The following is a 21,452-nucleotide window of genomic DNA, read 5'->3' as shown; positions in this document are numbered from 1 at the left end:
AGTTATAACGCATGGTACATAACATGCAACTTATAACTCACAACTCCTTAAGCCCCATCTTCTCCGCCCGTTGCAACATAAATGCACGGGCGGCTTCGTATTCATTGGGAATGATGCCGTCCAAAATGGCATCCTTAATGGCACTCTTCAAGGCACCTACCTGCTGGCAAGGAGAAAGGCCGAAAGTCTTCATGATTTCTTCACCACTGACCGGAGGCTGGAAATTACGGATACGGTCGCGTTCCTCCAAATCCTTCAGCTTCTGGCGTACCAACTGAAAATTATTAAGGAAGCGTTTCTTACGCTCCATATTCTTGGAAGTAATGTCGGCTTCGCACAGTGTCATCAGGTCGTCTATATCATCACCTGCCTCAAACAAGAGACGACGCACTGCCGAGTCGGTCACTACATCATCCGCTATCACAATGGGACGCATGTGCAGGCTCACCATTTTCTGCACATATTTCATCTTCTCATTCATAGGGAGCTTCATCTTGCGGAAAATATCGGGTATCATCTTCTCGCCAATGAAATTATGGTTATGGAACGTCCAGCCCGCACGGGGTTCCCAACGCTTGGTGGCAGGCTTGGCTATATCATGCAGAAGAGCTGCCCAGCGTAGCCAAAGGTTGTCGGTCTTCTTGCTGATGTTGTCGAGTACTTCGAGCGTATGGTAGAAATTGTCCTTATGGGCGCGTCCATTGCGCGTCTCCACGCCTTGCAGCCTAACAAGTTCCGGGAATATCAGTTCCAGCAGACCACAGCGGTCCAGCTCAATGAATCCCTTAGACGGAATAGGTGACAAGATGATTTTGTTCAGTTCGTCTGCAATGCGTTCTTTGGAGATGATGGAGATGCGTTCGCGATTACGCTCCAGAGAATCGAATGTCTCATCGTCAATATAGAATCCCAGCTGGGTGGCAAAACGGACACAGCGCATCATGCGCAAAGGGTCATCACTGAAAGTTATATCAGGGTCGAGGGGAGTCCGGATGGTCTTTTCCTTCAAGTCTCCAATACCGCCAAAGGGGTCGACCAACTCGCCATAACGCACCCGGTTCAGGCAAACAGCCAGTGCATTGATGGTAAAATCACGGCGGTTCTGGTCATCCTCCAATGTACCGTCCTCTACAATAGGCTTGCGGGAATCGTGTGTATACGATTCTTTTCTTGCACCCACAAACTCAACTTCCGTACCATAGTACTTCAATTGTGCCGTACCGAAATTCTTGAAGACGGAAACATGCGCCCCACGCCCCAGACGCTTACCCAGCGCCTCGGCCATGGCAATGCCACTGCCTACCACCACCACATCAATATCCTTGGAAGGACGTTGCAGGAAAATATCACGTACATATCCACCGACTACGTAACATTCCAATCCCAATTCATCAGCCGTTTCGGATATCCGCTTGAATATATCATCACTAAAATATTGCTTCAGTTCTTCTGCCGTCAAATCTATCATAAATAATGCGCTAATGTAATGAATACGCAAATGTGTTAATGGTCTATTAGCACATTTGCACATTAAAATGCTGCAAAGATAAAGATATTATTTCTATTTTTGTGGACTCTAACTCCAAGAACAACAAATATGAAAAAAGTAATACTCCTTGCATGCCTATGCTGTACACTCTTCTCTTGCGAAGATGTGGAGAAGAAGGCCGGTGAAAAACTACAAGCTGCCCGCGAAGCGTTTGAACTCGGCAACTACAATGAAGCGAAGATTCTGATTGACAGCATCAAGATGCTCTATCCCAAAGCGTTTGAAACTCGCCGTGCAGGCATCGGCCTGATGCAGGAAGTGGAACTGAAAGAGCAGGAAAAGAGCCTGGTCTATCTGGACAGTATGCTTCAAGCCAAGCAAAAGGATTTCGATGCAATCAAAGGGAAATACACCTTTGAAAAAGATGCCGAATACCAGAATATCGGCAATTACCTTCATCCTTCCCAAGTGATAGAAAAAAATCTGCATCGCTCTTTCCTTCGCTTCCAGGTAGACGAAAACGGAGTCATGAGCATGACTTCCATTTATTGCGGAGCCCATAATATCCACCATGTGGCCGTCAAAGTCACTGCTCCCGATGGTAGCTTTGCCGAAACACCCGCCGCCAAAGACAGCTACGAAACCACTGACCTCGGTGAAAAGATTGAAAAGGCAGACTTCAAACTGGGAGAAGACGGAAACGTCATGGGGTTCCTTTATCTGAACAAGGACAAGAATATCAAAGTCAACTATCAAGGGGAACGTCCCTATTCCATCACCATGACTGCCGCCGACCGCCAGGCCCTTGCCAGCGTCTACGAACTGGCACAACTGCTGTCATCCATGACGGAAATAAAGAAGAATATGGAAGAAGCCAATCTCAAAATCGAATTTGTAAAAAAGAAGATGGAAGAGAGAAAAGACAATGCACAAGAATAAAAAGAAGGAAACCGGATGATATATTCATTACTTAGTCATCCGGTTCCCTTTTTATTATCAGTAAAGCCTTACCAAACCAATTTGGGTAAATAACGGCTCAGACATGTACGCAAAGCAGACAGAGTGATGGGTTTTACCAACACTTCCGAGGCTCCGCACTCCAAGGCTTTTTCGCGGTCGGCAGTAAAGGCGTAAGCGGTCTGCATGATGATGGGAAGTTCCTTATCCTTCTTGCGAATAATCACCGTAGCATCCAGCCCGTTCATAATAGGCATTTTTATATCCATCAGAATAGCTTCCGCCTTGTCGCGATTCTCTTCGAACAAATTTACAATATCCTCACCATTCTTTGCCCATAGTATCTCGCATTTCTTGCCGATAATAGCCTTTATCAGTTTAAAGTTACTATCATCATCTTCCGCAACCAGAATAAGCGGACGGTAATCTCCTGACACTTTTTCTATTTCCATGACCTATGCGTTTTGTTTATATAGGGGCAAAGATATAAAAAATAATAGATTTGCACTATCTTTGCAGCTCATTAAAAAAATATATAATGATTTCTATAGACGGACTGGCCGTAGAATTCGGCGGAACTACTTTATTCAGTGACATATCTTTCGTTATCAACGAAAAAGACCGTATCGCCCTGATGGGTAAAAATGGAGCGGGGAAAAGTACATTGTTGAAAATCCTGGCAGGTGTAAGACAACCTACCCGTGGAAAAATCTCAGCCCCCAAAGACAGTGTCATAGCTTACCTTCCACAGCACCTTATGACGGAAGACGGACGTACCGTATTCCAGGAAGCGGCGCAAGCCTTTGCCCACCTGCATGAAATGGAAGCTGAAATAGAGCGCCTCAACAAGGAACTGGAAACGCGTACCGACTACGAAAGCGACAGCTACATGGAACTTATCGAGAATGTCTCCGCCTTAAGCGAAAAGTTCTATGCCATCGACTCCACCAATTACGAGGAGGATGTAGAAAAAGCACTGCTCGGGCTGGGCTTTGTACGCGAAGACTTCAACCGCCAGACCAGTGACTTCAGCGGTGGATGGCGCATGCGCATCGAGCTTGCCAAGCTGTTGCTGCAAAAGCCTGACGTGCTGTTGCTAGACGAGCCTACCAACCATCTGGACATAGAATCCATACAATGGCTGGAAGATTTCCTTATCAGCAATGGAAAGGCTGTCATCGTCATCAGCCACGACCGTAAATTCGTAGACAACATCACCACCCGTACCATTGAAGTGACCATGGGACGGATATACGATTACAAAGTAAACTACTCCAAATACCTGGAACTCCGCAAGGAACGCCGCGAACAGCAACAGAAAGCCTACGACGACCAGCAGAAGTTCATTGCCGAAACCAAGGAATTCATCGAACGGTTCAAAGGCACCTACTCCAAAACCCTGCAAGTGCAAAGCCGCGTAAAAATGCTGGAGAAGCTGGAACTGCTGGAAGTGGATGAAGAAGACACTTCAGCGTTACGCCTCAAATTCCCTCCTTCTCCCCGCTCAGGCAATTATCCCGTCATCATGGAGGGAGTAGGGAAAAGTTACGGTGACCATGTGGTCTTCAAGAATGCCAACCTCACCATAGAACGGGGAGACAAGGTTGCTTTCGTTGGTAAGAACGGGGAAGGAAAGTCAACGTTAGTGAAGTGCATCATGAAGGAAATAGAACATGAAGGCACCCTCACGATAGGACACAACGTGCAGATTGGATATTTCGCACAAAACCAGGCCTCATTGTTGGATGAGAACCTGACCGTATTCCAGACCATCGACGATGTGGCAAAAGGGGAAATCCGCAACAAGATACGCGACCTGCTGGGTGCCTTCATGTTCGGTGGCCCCGAAGAGTCCATGAAGAAGGTCAAGGTGCTTTCCGGTGGAGAGCGCACACGCCTCGCCATGATAAAGCTTTTGCTCGAACCGGTGAATCTGCTGATACTGGACGAACCGACCAACCATCTGGACATGAAAACCAAAGATATCCTGAAGCAAGCGTTACTGGATTTTGACGGTACCCTTATCCTCGTCAGCCACGACCGTGCCTTCCTGGACGGACTGGTAAGCAAGGTATATGAATTCGGCAACAAACAAGTGAAAGAGCACTTGAGCGGCATCTACGAATTCCTTGAAAAGAAGAAAATGGACTCCCTCCGCGAACTGGAACGATAAGCATCTGCTAAACCCGGCGTCCGAACAAATGGCCGATACATATTGTTTTCATTTTACTAAACACTTAACTAAGAGATATTAAAATGAAACAATATGATGCCATCATAATAGGATTCGGCAAGGGCGGCAAGTTATTGGCCGCCGAACTGGCCGAACGGAATTGGAAAGTAGCCATCGTGGAACGTTCCCCTCAGATGTACGGAGGAACATGTGTAAACGTAGGATGTATCCCTACCAAAGCTCTGATTCACGAATCGGAATATGCGGAAAAAAGATACTATGACGATTATAAGAACCAGTCCAAACTGTATGCACTTGCCGTGGCGCGGAAAGACAAGCTTGTATCCTTCCTGCGTGAGAAAAATTATGAAAATGTAAAAAACAAGCCTAATATAACCCTCTATGACGGAACTGCTTCTTTCTTGTCCGAAAATACAATCCGTATAGTCTCCGGCAAGGACGAAACGATTCTTGAGGGAAAAGAGATATTCATCAACACCGGGTCCACCCCTATCCTGCCTGCCATCGACGGACTCAAGGAGAGCAAGTACGTATATACCAGTGAGACCTTGCTGCAATCGAACAAACTGCCCGCACACCTGCTCGTCATCGGCGGCGGTGCTGTCGGATTGGAGTTTGCCACTATGTATGCAGGCTTTGGAAGCCATGTCACACTGCTGGAAGCGGGAAACCGCTTTCTGCCTAAAGTGGACCGCGACATTGCCGCCTCCATGCTGGAAGCATTGAACCGAAAACGTATCAATGTCCGGTTGAACGCCCGTGTCCAATCCGTGTACGACACAGCCGAAGGAATAACTCTGACCTATACGGACAGTGCAAACGGCACTCCCTACTACCTGAAAGGAGATGCCTTGCTGGTAGCCATCGGTCGCAAGCCTATGACTGCAGAGCTGAATCTGGAAAAAGCGGGTATACAAACAGACAAGCGGGGAGCCATCGTTGTCGACAACCAATTACGGACTACAGCCCCACACGTATGGGCCCTGGGGGACGTAAAAGGAGACGAACAGTTCGACTACTTGTCCATCGATGATTTCCGTATCATCCGTAATCAACTCTTTGAAAACAAAAAAAGGAGTACAAAAGACCGGTATCCAATCCCCTTTGCCATTTTCACCGACCCACCGCTGGCACATATAGGACTGACGGAAGAGGAAGCGATGAAGAACGGTTATTCCATACATGTGGCACGTATCCCTGCTGCCATGATTCCACGTGCCCGTACGCTACACAGCATAGACGGTATGCTCAAAGCTATTGTAGACATCCATACCGGACGGATTCTGGGTTGTACCCTACTTTGTGCCGATGCACCAGAAGTAATCAATACCGTAGCATCAATCATGAAAACGGGACAGCGTTACCATTTCCTGCGGGACTTCATTTTCACCCACCCCAGCATGAATGAGGGATTGAATATGTTATTCAAACCTTTTTAGCATTTTCTATTTGGTAATTAAGTCCTTAACCTCTATCTTTGCATCCGTCCAAAGATAGAGGAATGAAAAAGAAACAGTACATAACCTATATTCTTTTTTTCATCAGCTTGATAATGCTGGTGATACCCGTCATTCCCCACCATCATCATGCCGACGGAATGATATGCATGAAGAATGATATCACCGCCGATTGCTGCGGACACCGTCATAGCCCGGGCAACGAGCACTGCTGTTGCGACACGGGATGCATGACAACCCACTTTGTACAACAGACGCCCAGCTCTTCCAATGATGTGTGTTCACATCCGGATGCCTTGTGGGCAGTTACCCTACTCATTGAACCTTTTTCCAAGTTACTCATCCTACCCGAGTTTGACATAAGCAGGCAGGAGTGTATCTATCTGGAATCTCTTCATAGCACATTTATCATATGTGCTACGGGACTTCGTGCCCCTCCGTCTCTTCTTGCTTAACTGTTACCGGAACATCACCGGGACAGATTTCTATCCGGCATAAGGAACAATGCAATTTGGTTGCACGCCCTATGCCCTAACTTTGTATTCAAAATCAAAAAGTAAGAACAAATATCATCATGAAAAAAGTTATTTTCATGGGAGTCTTGGGATTATTCCTTTTAGGCTCCTGTAACAGTAAGTCCGGAGACAGCCACGAAGGACATAATCACGAAACAGAAGAGCACAATCATGACGGACATGACCACGAGGGACATGACCACGAACATGAGGGACACAACCATGAGCACGAAGAGCAGGAAAACCATGCCGGAGGAAGCGATGAAATCATCCTGCCACCAGCAAAGGCGCAAGCTGCCGGCGTAGCAGTCAGCACTGTTGAACCGGGTAGTTTCCATCAAGTCATCAAGACCAGCGGCCAGGTGATGGCAGCCCAGGGAGACGAGAGCGTAGCCGTAGCTACAGTAGCAGGCGTGGTTTCCTTCAAGGGAAAAGTTATCGAAGGAATGAGTGTCAGCAAAGGTACTCCTTTGGTGGTATTGTCATCCAAAAACATGGCCGACGGAGACCCGGTGCAGAAAGCCCGGATAGCCTACGAGGTTTCCAAAAAAGAATACGAGCGTATGAAAGCGCTTGTAGGCAACAAAATCGTATCTGAAAAGGAATTCGCGCAAGCCGAACAGATTTACGAAAATGCCCGTATCAGTTACGAGGCAGTCGCAAAGAACCATTCGGCAAGCGGCCAGGCTGTTGTTTCTCCCATCAGCGGTTATGTGAAGAATCTGTTGGTGAAAGAAGGGGACTACGTCAGCGTCGGCCAGCCGTTGGTAAGCGTCACCCAGAACCGCAAGCTTTTCCTGCGTGCGGATGTATCCGAAAAGTACTATCCTTACCTAAACAGCATCGGTTCTGCCAACTTCTGTACTCCTTATAATAATAAGGTATATACATTGAAAGAACTGGGCGGGCGCATGCTTTCTTATGGAAAGGCTTCGGGTGAGAACGGATATTATGTACCCGTAACTTTTGAATTCGACAATAAGGGAGACGTTATTCCCGGCTCGTTTGTAGAAGTATTCCTATTATCCTCACCAATGGAGAACGTGTTGTCTCTTCCTCACAGTGCGCTGACCGAGGAACAAGGCAGCTTCTTTGTCTACCTGCAACTGGATGAAGAGGGCTACAAAAAACAGCTTGTCACCCTGGGTGCCGACAATGGCGAAAGTGTACAAATCCTTTCCGGCATAAAAGCAGGCGATCGCGTCGTAACCCAAGGAGCCTATCAAGTGAAGCTGGCATCGGCAACGAATGCTATTCCGGCACATAGCCATGAACACTAATCTCATGTACAATTTGACAATTTACAAAGTACCATTTCGCTATGCAGTATAAGGGTTACGTGACGAATGGGGAGTGTAAAGTCAGATAAACAAGAAATATTAGATAAAACAGCAAGTGCGGCTGACATTGCGCAGCCCAATTGTACATTGTAAATAGTAAATAAAAAGATGTTAAACAAAATAATTGGTTTTTCTCTTCAGAACCGCATCCTGGTGCTGGTAGCATCGGTGCTGTTGCTGATTGGCGGTACTTATACCGCCATGCATACGGAAGTGGATGTGTTCCCTGACCTCAATGCGCCGACCGTGGTCATCATGACCGAAGCAAATGGTATGGCAGCAGAGGAAGTGGAACAGCTGGTCACTTTTCCCGTAGAAACGGCTGTAAACGGTGCAACGGGTGTGCGCCGTGTACGCTCTTCCTCAACGAACGGTTTTTCTGTAGTCTGGGTAGAATTCGACTGGGATACAGATATCTATCTTGCCCGGCAGATTGTCAGTGAGAAGCTGGCAGTCGTCAGCGAATCCTTACCGGCCAACGTAGGCAAGCCGACACTAGGCCCACAATCGTCCATTTTGGGCGAGATGTTGATTGTAGGTCTGACAGCAGATTCGACCTCTATGCTGGATTTGCGTACCATTGCCGACTGGACCATACGTCCCCGCCTGCTCTCTACGGGCGGTGTGGCACAAGTTGCCGTACTGGGTGGCGACATCAAGGAATATCAAGTGCAGCTGGACCCGGAACGGATGCGCCATTACGGCGTAACATTGAGCGAAGTGATGAACATCACCCGCGAAATGAACCTGAATGCCAATGGTGGAGTGCTCTATGAATATGGCAATGAATATATCGTACGCGGCGTACTTTCTACCGACAAGGTAGACCAGATAGCCAAGGCCGTGGTGCGGAGCAACGGAGTCTCCGGCGCCCCTATCCTGCTGGAAGATATTGCCGACGTTCAAGTCGGAGCCAAACTTCCTAAACTGGGTACCGCCTCGGAACGCGGTAAGCATGCCGTACTGCTGACAGTCACCAAGCAACCCGCCACAAGCACGCTGGAGCTTACAGACAAACTGGAAGCTTCCCTGCAAGACCTGCAGAAGAATCTACCGGCGGACGTAAAGGTTTCCACAGACATCTTCCGTCAAAGCCGTTTCATCGAAAGTTCCATCGGAAACGTTCAGAAGTCGTTGTTGGAGGGAGGTATTTTCGTTGTCATCGTGCTTTTCCTGTTCCTTGCCAACATACGTACCACAGTCATCTCGCTGGTGACACTGCCGTTGTCACTGATTGCCTCCATCCTTGCCCTGCACTATATGGGCTTTACGATAAATACCATGAGCCTGGGAGGTATGGCTATCGCCATCGGTTCGCTGGTGGATGATGCCATCGTGGACGTGGAGAATGTCTACAAGCGTTTGCACGAAAACCGACTGAAACCTGCCGGCGAGCAACTTCCTATTCTGGAAGTGGTGTTCAATGCTTCGAAAGAAGTGCGTATGCCTATCCTCAATTCAACGCTGATTATCATTGTCAGCTTCGTACCACTGTTCTTCCTTAGTGGTATGGAAGGTAGGATGTTGGTACCACTGGGTATTGCGTTCATTGTGGCATTGGCGGCTTCAACTGTTGTGGCACTGACCGTAACGCCGGTACTTTGCTCCTATCTATTGGGAAAAGAGAAAACGAAAAAACAAAACAACGAAAACAGCGATTCTGCCGTAGCACGCAAGATGAAGCAATGGTATGGTTCTGCACTGACTTTCGTATTGGGGCATAAGAAAGGGGTACTGGGAGGTACTATCGGACTATTTGTAGTAGCGCTCGGCTGTTTCTTCACCCTGGGCCGCTCGTTCCTGCCGCCTTTCAATGAAGGTTCGTTCACCATCAATATCTCCTCGCTTCCAGGCATTTCCCTGGAAGAAAGCGACAAGATGGGGCACCGTGCCGAGGAGCTGCTGCTTTCCATCCCCGAAATACAGACCGTGGCCCGTAAAACGGGACGTGCAGAGCTGGACGAACACGCTCTGGGAGTAAACGTCTCTGAGATCGAGGCACCGTTTGAGTTGAAAGACCGCTCGCGCAGCGAGCTCGTGGCAGAAGTCCGCGAAAAACTGGGTACCATTGTAGGGGCAAACGTGGAAATAGGCCAGCCTATCAGCCACCGTATAGACGCCATGCTATCCGGTACAAAGGCGAACATCGCCATCAAACTGTTCGGCGACGACCTGAACCGCATGTTCACTCTGGGCAATGAAATCAAGAGTGCCATCCAGGGGATTCCCGGTATTGCCGACCTGAACGTGGAACAGCAGATTGAGCGTCCGCAACTTGTCATTTCACCCAAACGGGAAATGCTTGCCAAATACGGCATTTCACTGCCCGAATTTTCGGAGTTTGTCAATGTCTGCCTGGCCGGTGAAGCCGTTTCCCAAGTTTACGAAAAGGGAAAGAGCTTCGACCTGACCGTACGCGTGAAAGACAACCTACGCGACGAAATGGAAAAAATACGCAACTTGATGATTGATACGGGCGACGGACAGAAAATTCCACTGAACTATGTAGCGGAAATCCGCTCGGCCATGGGTCCGAACACCATCAGCCGCGAGAATGTAAAGCGTAAAATCGTCATCTCCGCCAACGTGGCCGACCGCGACCTGCGAAGTGTAGTCAATGATATACAAGCCCAGGTAGACGCACAAATCAAACTGCCGGAAGGATACCACATCGAATACGGCGGACAATTCGAAAGCGAGCAGGCAGCAAGCCGCACGCTGGCACTTACTTCGTTCATGTCCATCGTGGTGATATTCCTGCTCCTCTACCATGAATTCCGCAGTGTGAAGGAGAGTGCCATCATCCTTATCAATCTGCCGCTGGCATTGATAGGCGGTGTATTCGCCCTGCTCATCACAACGGGAGAAGTGAGTATCCCCGCCATCATCGGTTTCATCTCACTGTTCGGTATCGCCACCCGAAACGGAATGCTGCTCATCAGCCATTACAACCACTTGCAGCAGGAAGAAGGCTATGGCGTCTACGACAGCGTTATCCGCGGTTCGCTCGACCGTCTGAATCCAATCCTGATGACCGCCCTATCCAGTGCACTGGCACTTATCCCGCTGGCTCTCAGTGGCGACCTGCCGGGCAACGAGATACAAAGCCCGATGGCAAAGGTTATCTTGGGCGGCCTTTTAACATCCACGTTCCTGAACGGTTTCATCATTCCGATTGTTTACCTGATGATGCACCATAACCAACAACCTAAAACGTCAGACAATGAATAAAAGATTTTTCATATTCAGCGCCGCCATCCTCGCTTTTGCGGGGATGAGCGCACAAACGTCCGGCATTGATGCCGTGCTCCAGCAGATAGAGGCCAACAACAAGGAATTGCAGGCTAACTCCCACCTCATTTCCTCACAAAAACTGGAGAACAAGACAAACAACAACCTCCCCGACCCTACACTGTCATACGCCCACCTTTGGGACTCCAAGAACAGTGACGAGACAGTCGGCGAAATGGTCATCTCGCAAAGCTTCGACTTCCCCACGCTTTACGCCACCCGAGGGAAGATGAACCGACTCAAGACAAATGCACTGGATGCACAAGCCACCGCCTTCCGCCAGCAGATATTGTTGCAAGCGAAGGAAGTATGCTTGGACATCATCATGTTGCAACGCCAGCAAGCCCTGCTCGACGAACGGTTGAAGAATGCGGAGGAACTGTCGGCCATGTACACCCGGCGTTTGGAAACGGGAGATGCCAATGCACTGGAAACCAACAAGATTAATCTGGAGTTGCTGAATGTACGCACGGAAGCCCGCATGAACCAGACGGCACTTAACAATAAACTGAAAGAGCTGCTTGTCCTCAACGGAAACCAGCCGCTCACACCGGGACGTCCCAGACCCGATACCACACCCGACGCCCAAACACTCGGATTGACAGAATACCCGGCAGTGCCGTTGCCGGCCGACTTCCACCCGCTGGCCGACGAACTGCTGGCTTCAGACCCCACCCTGCAATCCTTGCAGGGTGAAAGTTCTGCCGCCCGGAAACAGATTTCGGCAAGCAAGCAAGGCTGGCTGCCCAAACTGGAACTGGGTTACCGTAGAAATACCGAATCGGGGCATCCGCTAAACGGTGTAGTAGTAGGCTTCTCTTTCCCGCTTTTCGAAAACCGCAATAAGGTCAAGATAGCCAAGACACAAGCGCTCAACATTGACTACCAAAAGGAGAACGCCGCACTGCAAGCCAGCTCTGCCTTGTGGCAACTCTATGAAGAGGCCAAGAACCTGCACGCTTCCATGGAGGAATACGAGCGCACCTTCCATCAACAGCAAGACCTTTCTTTACTGAAACAAGCACTTATGGGAGGACAAATCAGTATGATTGAATACTTCGTTGAAATATCGGTTGTCTATCAAAGCAAGACAAACCTCCTGCAACTGGAAAACCAGTATCAGAAGGCAATGGCACAGATATACAAGAGCCGGTTATAAATAGAAAGAGCTGTCTGCGGTTGACAGACAGCTCTTTCTATTTCAATATATTGTAGTTATAGTTTTGTGACTTTACCCATAAACAGAATAACTCCCGTACTCTTCTCCTTTATCAGAAAGATGAAAGGACGGTCCACATAGAACGGAATTACCGTACTTGGTCCGGGAGCGGCCACGTCCATTCCTCCGACAGTTACAGCCGCAGCTTCCGTCCCCTCTTCATTCACTTTCACATAAGTGAACTGTTGCAGCAAACTGATAAACAAATCCTCATCCGCCATTCCGGAAAAATCGGCCGATGGAGTAAAAGCCTCCTGCATTCCCATTGCCATCATATCGTCAATGAGTTCTTTATCATATTCCATTTCAAACCGGGGTAACTTAAGGTTCAAGGCAGAGCTTGATAAACTACTGTTCCATTCCCCCCAGCGCTCGTCATTCAGCTGCGGCAGGCACTCATCCAACGATTTTCCCTCTGCCGGCAAGAGCACCACCATACTGAAAGCCTCATTGCCGTAAGGCAACTCTGCCATTGAGAAATACTCATTCTCGGCATAGTTGAATCTCTCGTCACGAAGATTCATCATGTGTACAGTCGATTTGCTTCCGTCAGCATTCGTAAAAGCCTCTTCTGCCGTATCCGATTTTTTGAATTGATTCTTCCAAATCCCCTTGAAATAAAGCGCATTCAACAGATAAAGACGCGCCGTCTCCGGAATCTCATTCAAGACTTTGGGGATGCAATTATTCGTTTTCCCGGCACACCAGCCGTTTATAATGTCCGGAGCCTTGGGAGAGGCAAAATCCAGCTCCTGCACTTGCGCGTCATACATCTTTTTGTTTACGCTTACAAAGTCGTCATGAACACCGAACCCTTTCTTTATCCAGATGGAATTGGCAATTCCCAACTGTGTGGTATTGTCCAAATCGAGCAACGCCTCCACCAGCTTCTTATTATAGTTGTTCATTTCTTCCAACGAATAGCCCGAAAAGCCCAGGACATCTGTCATCTCAGATAGTGTGTTTCCCAACGCTCCATTGGCAATCATAGACAGACAGAGCGAAGCGCTCAAAGGAGAGATGAACAGATTGGGCTTTTCCACCTCAGTTTTACAAACCTGATTAAAGAAACGGAAAGCGAAATCCGTTCCTAAATCCATCATCTCCTGCTCGGCACGGGTCAAGGCAATGTCTTTGCGAGGCTTGGGTTGTGGTGAAGAGTTGTCGTCACTCTGGCAGGCTGCAAGGATACAAAGTAGGCTTAAGGCAGTAATCGTTTTTTTAAGCATAAGCAAATAGTATTAGTTTTAAAACAGTTATCTATATATAGAAAATGCTTGAACAAACAAAATACTGCATTGAAGAAACAATAAAAAATAGTACATTCCTACTCTATTATCATACTGCAAAGTTCTGCATATTTTTTGCAGTCGCACTGCATATGTGTTGCAGCACCACTGCATATGTGTTGCAGTCGCGCTGCATATATATTTGCAGTGTCACTGCAACAGCTCTGCAGTGCTACTGCAAAATATATACAGCAGCTTTGCAGTAACGTGATTGATTTCACCCGGTTATTGTTGCCAATTCCAGCACCCCTTCCGGCAAATATCCGCTGCGTATGCGCCATTCCTGGGGATAAAGATTATTGGCACGGTTACCTATATTCTTGACAAATCCTAGAGGTATCTGTTTGTAGGTGAGCAAGACAATGCCGCGCGGAGCAGTCTCCGAAAGGACAACAGCCTCCTTGCGCAGATAGCTGATGGCCTGCTCGCGGCCTATCTCTTCATGGGCAAAGGCATCCGGATTCAGTGCTATACTCATGGCGAGCCCATGAGCAGGCATCCAGTCTTTTCCTTTCAACTCGGCAACATCTACCCCAGCCTGCACGATACGGAGTGACGAACGCAAAGCCGACAGTTCGGAGAGATACGCTTTAGGGAAAGCGCTGACGTTGTTGCCATTGACGATAAATTCGTAATTATCCGGAACCGCAAACCACTCATGCAGTGCCGAAAGCTGTTCTTTGGAAACACCCGGAGTTTTCGCTCCTTTTCCTTGAGGTTTTCTTCCTTTTTCCCAGGATTTCACCTGCCCGGCCCAGGTATTCCCATCGCTCACGCCCGGTTTGCGGAGAACTGCCAAAAAGAATCCTTCCCCCTTCGTCCGATGGGGCAGGAAACGATAGGCGGGAAAGTCCTCTCCCGACAATAGATTACCCGTAATATTCCAGTCAGTAGAAATTTCCAACGGCAATACCTCCGCCCCGAATTCATCCCGTATCCAACGGATGTTCTCTTCGTTTTCCTTTGTATTATAGGTACAAGTACTGTAGATGAGAATGCCTCCGGACTTCAAGCAAGGCCAGATATCCGTAACGATGCGACGCTGGCGCTGCCAGCAGATTTCCACATTCTCCCCACTCCACTCACTTACCGCAACGGGGTCTTTACGGAACATCCCCTCGCCAGAGCAGGGGACATCCGTCAATATGACGTCGAAGAAGTCCGTCAAGGAAGAAAAATCTGCCGGGTCATTATTAGTGACCACCACACCGGAATGCCCCCACTTCGTAAGATTCTCCGCCAATACCTGCGAGCGGTTGCGGATTACCTCATTGGCCACCAGCAGACTGCCTGCGGGCAACACGCTACGGGCATGCGTGGATTTCCCGCCGGGAGCCGCACAGAGGTCAAGCATCACCACCGGTCCTTCGCCCACATACCGCCTCAAAGCCTGCTCCACAAACATAGACGAAGCCTCCTGCACATAGTAGCAGCCTGCATGAAACAGCGGGTCAAAAGTGAATGTCAGCCGCTTGTCCAGATAGTATCCGGCAGTAGACCAAGGGACATGCCTAAAAGAGGAACGAAAAAGACTGAATGAAGATTCCGGTAATTTATCTTCATTCAGTCGGATACTGACCGGCTGCTCCCCTTCCAGGGCGGCAGCCAGCTTTTCATATTCTTCCACACCCAAGAGGGCGCGTGTATAATCGGTGAAAGATGAGGGTAGCTTCATGCTTTGAACTGTTTTATGGCAGCAAAGATAGTGCAAAATACGTTTCACCAATCTACGGGGCTAAACAAAAAGCACGGTTCAATACTCTTTTTAAAAACTGAGTTTCACCCCTGCAAAATAGGAACGCGGTGCACCCGGTCCGTAGATATAACCGGAATCGCGGCTCGCTCCTTTATCAAAATCTTTCTGATAAGAATTGAATATATTCTGTACACCGGCATTGAGCTGCAAACAGAACCCTTGAAAATCAAAGTCGTAAGCTATCTTTGTTCCAAGCTCAAAGAAGTCCGGACTCTTTACCAATACATCCGCCTCACCGTTCACCTCCGAAAGCAAATGGGGAACGTACATCCGCCCGGTATAATTGCCGTTCAAAGCTATTGAGAAGGCTTTAACCGGCATATAGGTAGCTGTAAAGTAGCCGTAGACGTCGGGAGTACGCAGTATCTTGTCGCTGTAACGTTCTTTCTCCGACAAGTGCTCCTCATCCGCACTCCATTCTTCGGGAGAGTCATAGATACTTCGTTGAAGCGTCAGCCCTGCCTGCAACTGAACCTTATCCTTATAGGCAACCTTTCCTTCCAATGTGCCGCCATACACTTTAGCTCCCGAACCATTGATACGGGTCTGTATCAGATAAGCGCTACCATCCGGGTCTTTCACCGGAGGCGTCAGGACAAACGGGTCGGAAAGTTTCGTGTAGAAGCCTTCCACCAGTAGGTTTGCCTGGAAATCTCCGAAATAGTGGTACCAATCTACCGAAGCATTGAAGCTGCGCGAACGCTCTTCCTTCAATCCTTTGGCGCGGACAATGGAAACCAACTCTCCACCCACATTACTGATATGCAGATCTTCATCAAACGCTTGTGGAGCACGGAATCCCTCAGCATAACTGAAACGGATATTCACATCCTGAGTAGGATTGTAACGGATATTGGCACGGGGACTGAAAACAGCCTTGTCCATGATGCTGTTTTTATCTACGCGCCCGCCAATCAGGAAACTCCACTGTTCGTTCTTCCACTCATTCTGGGCATAGACGCTTGCTATATTCACCACTTGGTTCAACGGGGCGGGGGTATATTTCTCAATCAGTTGTTGCAAGCGGTCACCCGTTGCCGTAGGATCTTCGGCCAAAGCAGCATCACGATACTTCTGTACGTCCGTTGCCTTGTCATGCAGATTGTCGTGATTGAACTCAATGCCTCCGGTCAAATCGGCAGGCATAAACAGACACTTGTCAAAATGATAAATATACTGGGCACCCAGCACACCGGTAAAGTCCGTAGTCATTCCATAAGCGCTGTAATAACTATTGCGCACGATGTGCTGAGCCGAAGCATAGGTACTGAACGTATGTTTCTGGTTTTTGGAGAAAGCCGTGAACTTGAGCCCACCCGTGTTGATGGAATGTTTCAGCTGTTCCACCAGTCCGGGCGCCCCGGTACCGTTCAATCCGGCATCCTCGGCTATATGAGGGGGAAGGCTGAAGCCACTTCCACCACGGCGGAATTCCTCCATATGATGGTATTCAAGGCTCAGCTTGGAATAGGCACTTGTCCGGTAGTAAGCATTCAGACCGACAGTCTGGTTCTTCAGCTTCGGTAATTCGGAAAAACCGTCTCCGTTGGAGTCCCATGCCGAACGATGCCTGCTCTGGCCGTACACATAAGCCCCCATCTTACTGTCCGAAGAAACCAAGGAAAGATTCAGGGTCGTGTTGTTGTCGAACGAGCCGGAACCGTCGAAATTGGAAATGGTATGCGAGAAAGAACCGGAATTGCGAATCGGTTCCTTCGTAATGATATTCACCGTCCCGGCAATGGCCGAAGAACCGAACAAGGCTGAACCACCTCCACGCACCACTTCCACACGCTCTATCATGTTGGCGGGAATCTGTTCCAACCCATACACACCGGCCAGAGAGGAAAAGATGGGACGTGAGTCTATCAATATTTGGGTATATTTCCCATCCAGCCCGTTGATGCGCACTTGTGAATAACCGCAATTCTGGCAATCGGTCTCCACCCGCACACCTGGCTGAAAGGCCAGTCCTTGCGACAAAGTATGCGAGTTTGTCTGCTCAAACAGTTTAGGAGTGACCACTTTGACCAAAGTGGGTGCCAAGCGCCGGGCAGTCTCATTGCGGTTGGCTGTGACTACCACCCCGTCCAGTGCCACCATGTCTTCTTCCAACTCAAAGTTCTCTTCCAAGGTCTTACCACGTTTCAGAACGACTTTGCGCTCCTGCGACTTATAACCTACGGCACTGACGGACAACGTGAACTCACCTTCAGGCAGATTCTTTAGGAAATAGTGACCGGTGGCATCGGTCATGGTCCCGATGGTGGTGCCTTTCAGCGAAACTGTCATATAAGGCAAATGTTCCCTTGTACTTTTTTCTATTACATGACCGACAATATTGGCATCGGTACTCTTCAAATCTTCGGCATAAACGGTTGATGAGAGTAACAGACATACTGCTCCCACCACAAAAAATATATATTTTTTCATGTACTTCTAAAATAATATGTTAATCAATGAGGTTGACGCAATCCCACAACGGAATTGCCTTAATCTATCGGATTTGAAAAAAAGAAGGGGGAGCACGCAGGCAAATACCGCCACGAAGCTTTACACACTTGATGCATTCCGTGGTAAGAATGCTCAGTACACACAACAAAACAAGGAAAACCGTCGCGGCAACCGGAAGCAACGGAAGGGAAGAAGAGACGAAAGAGGCTAGATAGAAAATGGTTTCCAACTGCACCTCTGTATGCTCATGCTGGCCCTTGAATGGATGGGAATGCACAATGATAACACCATTCACCACATGCGAGTGGGTAAACAGCGTAATTCCTCCCAGATAGGCAATGAACAGCAGAGGGAGGAAACACTTCATTATATTCCTCAACTTCATCAAGACTTCCCAATAAAAACAGATGCGCAAAGATAACAGTATTTACAATAAGAAACAACCCGGTTTGTATATTTACCTCTATTTACAGTCGCAAATACCTACTTCTTGTTATTCCGGAAAAAAGACAATAAGACATTTTCACGGAAAAATATCGCCTTATTTCCGGTTTTCTAAAAAAAATATCTTCTCTTTGCAACTTTATAAAGGTGACGACACGTCTAACCAACAAAGAAACAAATTAAAAGACCATAGATTATGAAACGTATCATTTTTGGATTAATGCTCGCCATGATGTTCTGCACACTGGTGCAAGGCGCAAACAGAACCGTAACAGAGAACGACGGTCAGGGGAACAAGAAAAGAGTCATCGAATTGAGAGACACTGTCATCAATGGAGAAACCGTAACAGACACACTCAGCATCATGACTTATGAAAACGGTACCGGCAGTAGCGATGCTCCGGAAAAATGGAGAACCCACCACAGCAGTATGGACTGGAACGGGTTCGACCTCGGGAGCAAGACCTCGGAGACCGTGATTGCCGTAACAGCCATCGTCTTTGTATTCGGACTGCCGCTACTCATCATATTCGTAGTATTCTTCTTCCGCTATAAAAACCGGAAAGCCAAGTACCGCCTGGCGGAACAGGCCCTGGCCAGCGGACAGCAACTGCCTGAAAACTTCTTCAAAGAAGCCGCAGCAACGGATATCCGCAGCAAAGGCATCAACAACATATTCGTCGGCATCGGCCTGTTCATCTTCCTTTGGGCCATTACCGGAGAATTCGGTCTCGGATGTATCGGCTTACTCGTCATGTTCACCGGCTTCGGACAATTGGTGATTTTCTACAGCCAACAGAAGAAGAACGAAGAAAAATGAGTCAGATGGGTGACATATCGTTAGTCGCACAGGTCGTGGTGTTTCACAACACCAGGGCCTTCGACCAGTTGGTAAAGAAGTACCAGTCGCCCGTGCGGCGGTTCTTCCTGCACCAGACCTGCGGCGACAGCGAGTTGAGTGACGACCTGGCACAAGATACGTTTATCAAGGCCTATACAAACATCGCTTCGTTCAAGAATCTGTCCAGCTTCTCAACCTGGCTCTACCGTATTGCCTATAACGTTTTTTATGATTATATTCGCAGCCGGAAAGAAACGGACGATTTGGATACGTACCGAGTGGACGCTCAATGCAGCACACTGCAGCAGGACGTGGGACAGCACATGGACATTTACCGTGCCCTGGCCACACTGAAGGAAATGGAACGCACCTGCATCACGCTCTTCTACATGGAAGACCAAAGCATCGAAAAGATTGCAGGTATCACCGGATGTCCGGCGGGAACGGTAAAAAGCCACCTCTCGCGGGCGAAAGACAAAATGGCTTCCTACTTAAAACAAAATGGTTATGATGGAAAATGATGATAAACTCCTGACTTCATTCTTTGCCGAACACCGGCAGGAAATAGCCGATAACGGGTTCAGCCGCCGCGTACTGCGACATCTGCCCGACCGTAGCCGCCACTTGGCGCAGATATGGACAGCATTCTGCTTTACTCTGGCCCTCGTACTGTTCGTCTCCCTCGACGGAGTGCAGCTGATACTGGACACCTTGCGCGAAACCTTCGATACTGCCATCCGGAGCGGAGCTTCGGAGCTTGACCCCAAGTCGTTAATCATTGCCGGAGTGGTATTGCTCTATTTCGGTTACCGCAAGATTTCATCTATGGCATAGTTGTTTTTCAATGATAAATCGTATCTTTGTCCCCTCATAAAACTAACTAAGAGGAGAAAGTTTTGAGAAAAATTCTATTCATCATATTATTCGTTTTTTCTATTGGGAATGCCGGGGCGCAAGCAACAAGCGATTCCATTGTCATGAATTACTTGAAGGAAATGGGCGCCCCCGTCACTTATAACAATGAAGTGAAATTGCTGATGACCGGCCATGACAAGTTCGTCGATCTCTTCGAGAATATCCGCCATGCCCGGCATCATATCCATTTGGAATACTTCAACTTCCGCAACGACTCCATAGCCAATGCCTTGTTCAGCCTTCTGGCAGAGAAAGTCAAGGAGGGAGTTGAAGTCCGCGCCATGTTCGATGCCTTCGGCAACTGGTCCAACAACCAACCATTGAAAGAACGCCATCTGAAATCCATCCGCGCCCAAGGCATCGAAATCGTTAAGTTCGATCCTATCACTTTTCCCTGGGTGAATCATGCCATACACCGCGACCATCGGAAAATAGTAGTGATTGACGGAAAGATAGGTTATACCGGCGGCATGAACATTGCCGACTACTACATCAACGGATTGCCTAAAATCGGTAAATGGCACGATATGCACATACATCTTGAAGGAGATGCCGTGCGCTATCTGCAGGGCATCTTCCTGACCATGTGGAACCGGGAAACGGGACAACACGTAGGTGGACCTGCCTACTTCCCGGATACTCAGCAACTGCCCGACAGTATTGCCGAAGAAATAGCCATCGTGGACCGCACGCCACGCGAAACACCACGCTCCATCAGCCATGCCTATGCAGCTTCCATACAAGCCGCACAGAAGAGCATCCGAATCGTGAATCCTTATTTCGTTCCGACCAAATCAATCCGCAAGGCAATCAAGAACGCACTGAAAAAAGGTACTGAAGTGGAAATCATGATACCTGCCGTGTCGGACATAGCCTTTACTCCGGATGCCTCATTCTACATAGCACACAAGCTGATGAAGAAAGGAGCCAAGATATATCTCTTCAACGGCGGCTTCCACCATTCCAAGATAATGATGGTAGACAGCACTTTCTGCACGGTGGGTACTGCCAATCTCAACAGCCGCAGCCTGCGCTATGACTACGAGACAAACGCTTTCATCTTCGACCCCAAGATCACCAATGAGCTGAATGCCATGTTCGAACGGGACGTGCAAAACAGTACACTGCTCACTCCCGAAGTCTGGAAAAAGCGTTCCGGATGGAAGAAATTCGTAGGCTGGGTGGGGAACTTGATGACCCCCTTCCTCTAATTTTTAATTATTAATTATTAATTATCCTCAAATCCGCAACTAAGCTCTTCAGCGTCCTTCTTGCGTCTAAACGTCCTCTC

General features: G+C 48.4%; 17 protein-coding genes. 11 read left to right on the top strand and 6 right to left on the bottom strand.

Annotated elements, in window-relative coordinates:
• Nucleotides 1-37: 37 nt before the first annotated feature.
• Nucleotides 38-1,468 carry a CCA tRNA nucleotidyltransferase gene (locus DXD65_RS10265; protein WP_008664002.1) on the bottom strand — a complete coding sequence of 477 codons (1,431 nt, stop codon included), beginning with the start codon at nt 1,466-1,468 and terminating at the stop codon, nt 38-40.
• A gap of 129 nt (nt 1,469-1,597) precedes the next feature.
• Between DXD65_RS10265 and DXD65_RS10260 the strand changes: the two genes are divergently transcribed.
• Nucleotides 1,598-2,428 (top strand): hypothetical protein, encoded by an 831-nt coding sequence (locus DXD65_RS10260; protein WP_005827058.1) that lies wholly within the window; start codon nt 1,598-1,600, stop codon nt 2,426-2,428.
• Between the two features lie 68 nt (nt 2,429-2,496).
• Here the strand turns inward: DXD65_RS10260 and DXD65_RS10255 are convergent, their stop codons facing one another.
• On the bottom strand, nt 2,497-2,898 hold the full coding sequence (locus DXD65_RS10255; protein ID WP_005827060.1) for a response regulator: 402 nt from the start codon (nt 2,896-2,898) through the stop codon (nt 2,497-2,499).
• A gap of 86 nt (nt 2,899-2,984) precedes the next feature.
• Between DXD65_RS10255 and DXD65_RS10250 the strand changes: the two genes are divergently transcribed.
• The 6 genes from DXD65_RS10250 (at nt 2,985) to DXD65_RS10225 (ending at nt 12,402) form a co-directional block, all read left to right on the top strand.
• Entirely contained in the window at nt 2,985-4,619 is a 1,635-nt protein-coding gene (locus DXD65_RS10250; RefSeq protein WP_117887609.1) for an ABC-F family ATP-binding cassette domain-containing protein, read from the top strand.
• 83 nt (nt 4,620-4,702) lie between these two features.
• Nucleotides 4,703-6,079: an FAD-dependent oxidoreductase gene (locus DXD65_RS10245; protein ID WP_005833075.1), complete on the top strand. Its 1,377-nt coding sequence runs from the start codon at nt 4,703-4,705 to the stop codon at nt 6,077-6,079.
• Between the two features lie 62 nt (nt 6,080-6,141).
• Nucleotides 6,142-6,552, top strand: coding sequence for a DUF6769 family protein (locus DXD65_RS10240; protein ID WP_005827068.1), 411 nt, complete (start codon nt 6,142-6,144; stop codon nt 6,550-6,552).
• Between the two features lie 119 nt (nt 6,553-6,671).
• A complete protein-coding gene (locus tag DXD65_RS10235; protein WP_005833077.1) occupies nt 6,672-7,892 on the top strand; it encodes an efflux RND transporter periplasmic adaptor subunit in 1,221 nt (406 codons plus the stop codon).
• A gap of 168 nt (nt 7,893-8,060) precedes the next feature.
• Entirely contained in the window at nt 8,061-11,183 is a 3,123-nt protein-coding gene (locus DXD65_RS10230) for an efflux RND transporter permease subunit (RefSeq protein WP_057097545.1), read from the top strand.
• Nucleotides 11,176-12,402, top strand: coding sequence for a TolC family protein (locus DXD65_RS10225; protein WP_005827073.1), 1,227 nt, complete (start codon nt 11,176-11,178; stop codon nt 12,400-12,402). The genes DXD65_RS10230 and DXD65_RS10225 overlap by 8 nt, the downstream gene beginning before the upstream one ends.
• 56 nt (nt 12,403-12,458) lie before the next feature.
• Here the strand turns inward: DXD65_RS10225 and DXD65_RS10220 are convergent, their stop codons facing one another.
• The 4 genes from DXD65_RS10220 to DXD65_RS10205 form a co-directional block, all read right to left on the bottom strand.
• Entirely contained in the window at nt 12,459-13,691 is a 1,233-nt protein-coding gene (locus DXD65_RS10220) for a serpin family protein (protein WP_005827075.1), read from the bottom strand.
• A gap of 277 nt (nt 13,692-13,968) precedes the next feature.
• The gene (locus tag DXD65_RS10215) at nt 13,969-15,426 is read right to left on the bottom strand and encodes a methyltransferase RsmF C-terminal domain-like protein (RefSeq protein WP_005827081.1); all 1,458 of its coding nucleotides are present in this window, start codon (nt 15,424-15,426) and stop codon (nt 13,969-13,971) included.
• A gap of 90 nt (nt 15,427-15,516) precedes the next feature.
• Nucleotides 15,517-17,940 carry a TonB-dependent receptor gene (locus DXD65_RS10210; RefSeq protein WP_005827082.1) on the bottom strand — a complete coding sequence of 808 codons (2,424 nt, stop codon included), beginning with the start codon at nt 17,938-17,940 and terminating at the stop codon, nt 15,517-15,519.
• Nucleotides 17,941-18,004: 64 nt separating this feature from the next.
• Nucleotides 18,005-18,346: a hypothetical protein gene (locus DXD65_RS10205; RefSeq protein WP_008664012.1), complete on the bottom strand. Its 342-nt coding sequence runs from the start codon at nt 18,344-18,346 to the stop codon at nt 18,005-18,007.
• A gap of 255 nt (nt 18,347-18,601) precedes the next feature.
• On the opposite strand from DXD65_RS10205, the gene DXD65_RS10195 reads away from it, so the two are divergent.
• The 4 genes from DXD65_RS10195 (at nt 18,602) to cls (ending at nt 21,372) form a co-directional block, all read left to right on the top strand.
• Nucleotides 18,602-19,225 carry a DUF6249 domain-containing protein gene (locus DXD65_RS10195; protein WP_005833085.1) on the top strand — a complete coding sequence of 208 codons (624 nt, stop codon included), beginning with the start codon at nt 18,602-18,604 and terminating at the stop codon, nt 19,223-19,225.
• The gene (locus DXD65_RS10190) at nt 19,222-19,767 is read left to right on the top strand and encodes an RNA polymerase sigma factor (RefSeq protein ID WP_009037971.1); all 546 of its coding nucleotides are present in this window, start codon (nt 19,222-19,224) and stop codon (nt 19,765-19,767) included. The genes DXD65_RS10195 and DXD65_RS10190 overlap by 4 nt, the downstream gene beginning before the upstream one ends.
• Nucleotides 19,754-20,080, top strand: coding sequence for a DUF5056 domain-containing protein (locus DXD65_RS10185; RefSeq protein ID WP_005827095.1), 327 nt, complete (start codon nt 19,754-19,756; stop codon nt 20,078-20,080). Before DXD65_RS10190 ends, DXD65_RS10185 begins: the two co-directional genes overlap by 14 nt.
• Nucleotides 20,081-20,142: 62 nt before the next feature.
• Nucleotides 20,143-21,372: a cardiolipin synthase gene (cls, locus tag DXD65_RS10180; RefSeq protein WP_005833088.1), complete on the top strand. Its 1,230-nt coding sequence runs from the start codon at nt 20,143-20,145 to the stop codon at nt 21,370-21,372.
• Nucleotides 21,373-21,452 lie beyond the last annotated feature (80 nt).

It is taken from the genome of Bacteroides sp. 4_1_36 (assembly GCF_003466325.1).
GTDB classification, from domain to species: Bacteria; Bacteroidota; Bacteroidia; order Bacteroidales; family Bacteroidaceae; genus Bacteroides; species Bacteroides uniformis.
This window is presented reverse-complemented; position numbering and strand designations above follow the sequence as displayed.

What these genes read in the sequence shown, in the direction of transcription:
- DXD65_RS10255 (WP_005827060.1), bottom strand. Translation starts at nt 2,898, where the DNA reads ATGGAAATAGAAAAAGTGTCAGGAGATTACCGTCCGCTTATTCTGGTT.
- DXD65_RS10220 (WP_005827075.1), bottom strand. Translation starts at nt 13,691, where the DNA reads ATGCTTAAAAAAACGATTACTGCCTTAAGCCTACTTTGTATCCTTGCA.
- DXD65_RS10260 (WP_005827058.1), top strand. Translation starts at nt 1,598, where the DNA reads ATGAAAAAAGTAATACTCCTTGCATGCCTATGCTGTACACTCTTCTCT.
- DXD65_RS10210 (WP_005827082.1), bottom strand. Translation starts at nt 17,940, where the DNA reads ATGAAAAAATATATATTTTTTGTGGTGGGAGCAGTATGTCTGTTACTC.
- DXD65_RS10235 (WP_005833077.1), top strand. Translation starts at nt 6,672, where the DNA reads ATGAAAAAAGTTATTTTCATGGGAGTCTTGGGATTATTCCTTTTAGGC.
- DXD65_RS10190 (WP_009037971.1), top strand. Translation starts at nt 19,222, where the DNA reads ATGAGTCAGATGGGTGACATATCGTTAGTCGCACAGGTCGTGGTGTTT.
- DXD65_RS10185 (WP_005827095.1), top strand. Translation starts at nt 19,754, where the DNA reads ATGATGGAAAATGATGATAAACTCCTGACTTCATTCTTTGCCGAACAC.
- DXD65_RS10250 (WP_117887609.1), top strand. Translation starts at nt 2,985, where the DNA reads ATGATTTCTATAGACGGACTGGCCGTAGAATTCGGCGGAACTACTTTA.
- DXD65_RS10215 (WP_005827081.1), bottom strand. Translation starts at nt 15,426, where the DNA reads ATGAAGCTACCCTCATCTTTCACCGATTATACACGCGCCCTCTTGGGT.
- DXD65_RS10230 (WP_057097545.1), top strand. Translation starts at nt 8,061, where the DNA reads ATGTTAAACAAAATAATTGGTTTTTCTCTTCAGAACCGCATCCTGGTG.
- DXD65_RS10240 (WP_005827068.1), top strand. Translation starts at nt 6,142, where the DNA reads ATGAAAAAGAAACAGTACATAACCTATATTCTTTTTTTCATCAGCTTG.
- DXD65_RS10195 (WP_005833085.1), top strand. Translation starts at nt 18,602, where the DNA reads ATGAAACGTATCATTTTTGGATTAATGCTCGCCATGATGTTCTGCACA.
- DXD65_RS10225 (WP_005827073.1), top strand. Translation starts at nt 11,176, where the DNA reads ATGAATAAAAGATTTTTCATATTCAGCGCCGCCATCCTCGCTTTTGCG.
- DXD65_RS10265 (WP_008664002.1), bottom strand. Translation starts at nt 1,468, where the DNA reads ATGATAGATTTGACGGCAGAAGAACTGAAGCAATATTTTAGTGATGAT.
- DXD65_RS10245 (WP_005833075.1), top strand. Translation starts at nt 4,703, where the DNA reads ATGAAACAATATGATGCCATCATAATAGGATTCGGCAAGGGCGGCAAG.
- DXD65_RS10205 (WP_008664012.1), bottom strand. Translation starts at nt 18,346, where the DNA reads ATGAAGTTGAGGAATATAATGAAGTGTTTCCTCCCTCTGCTGTTCATT.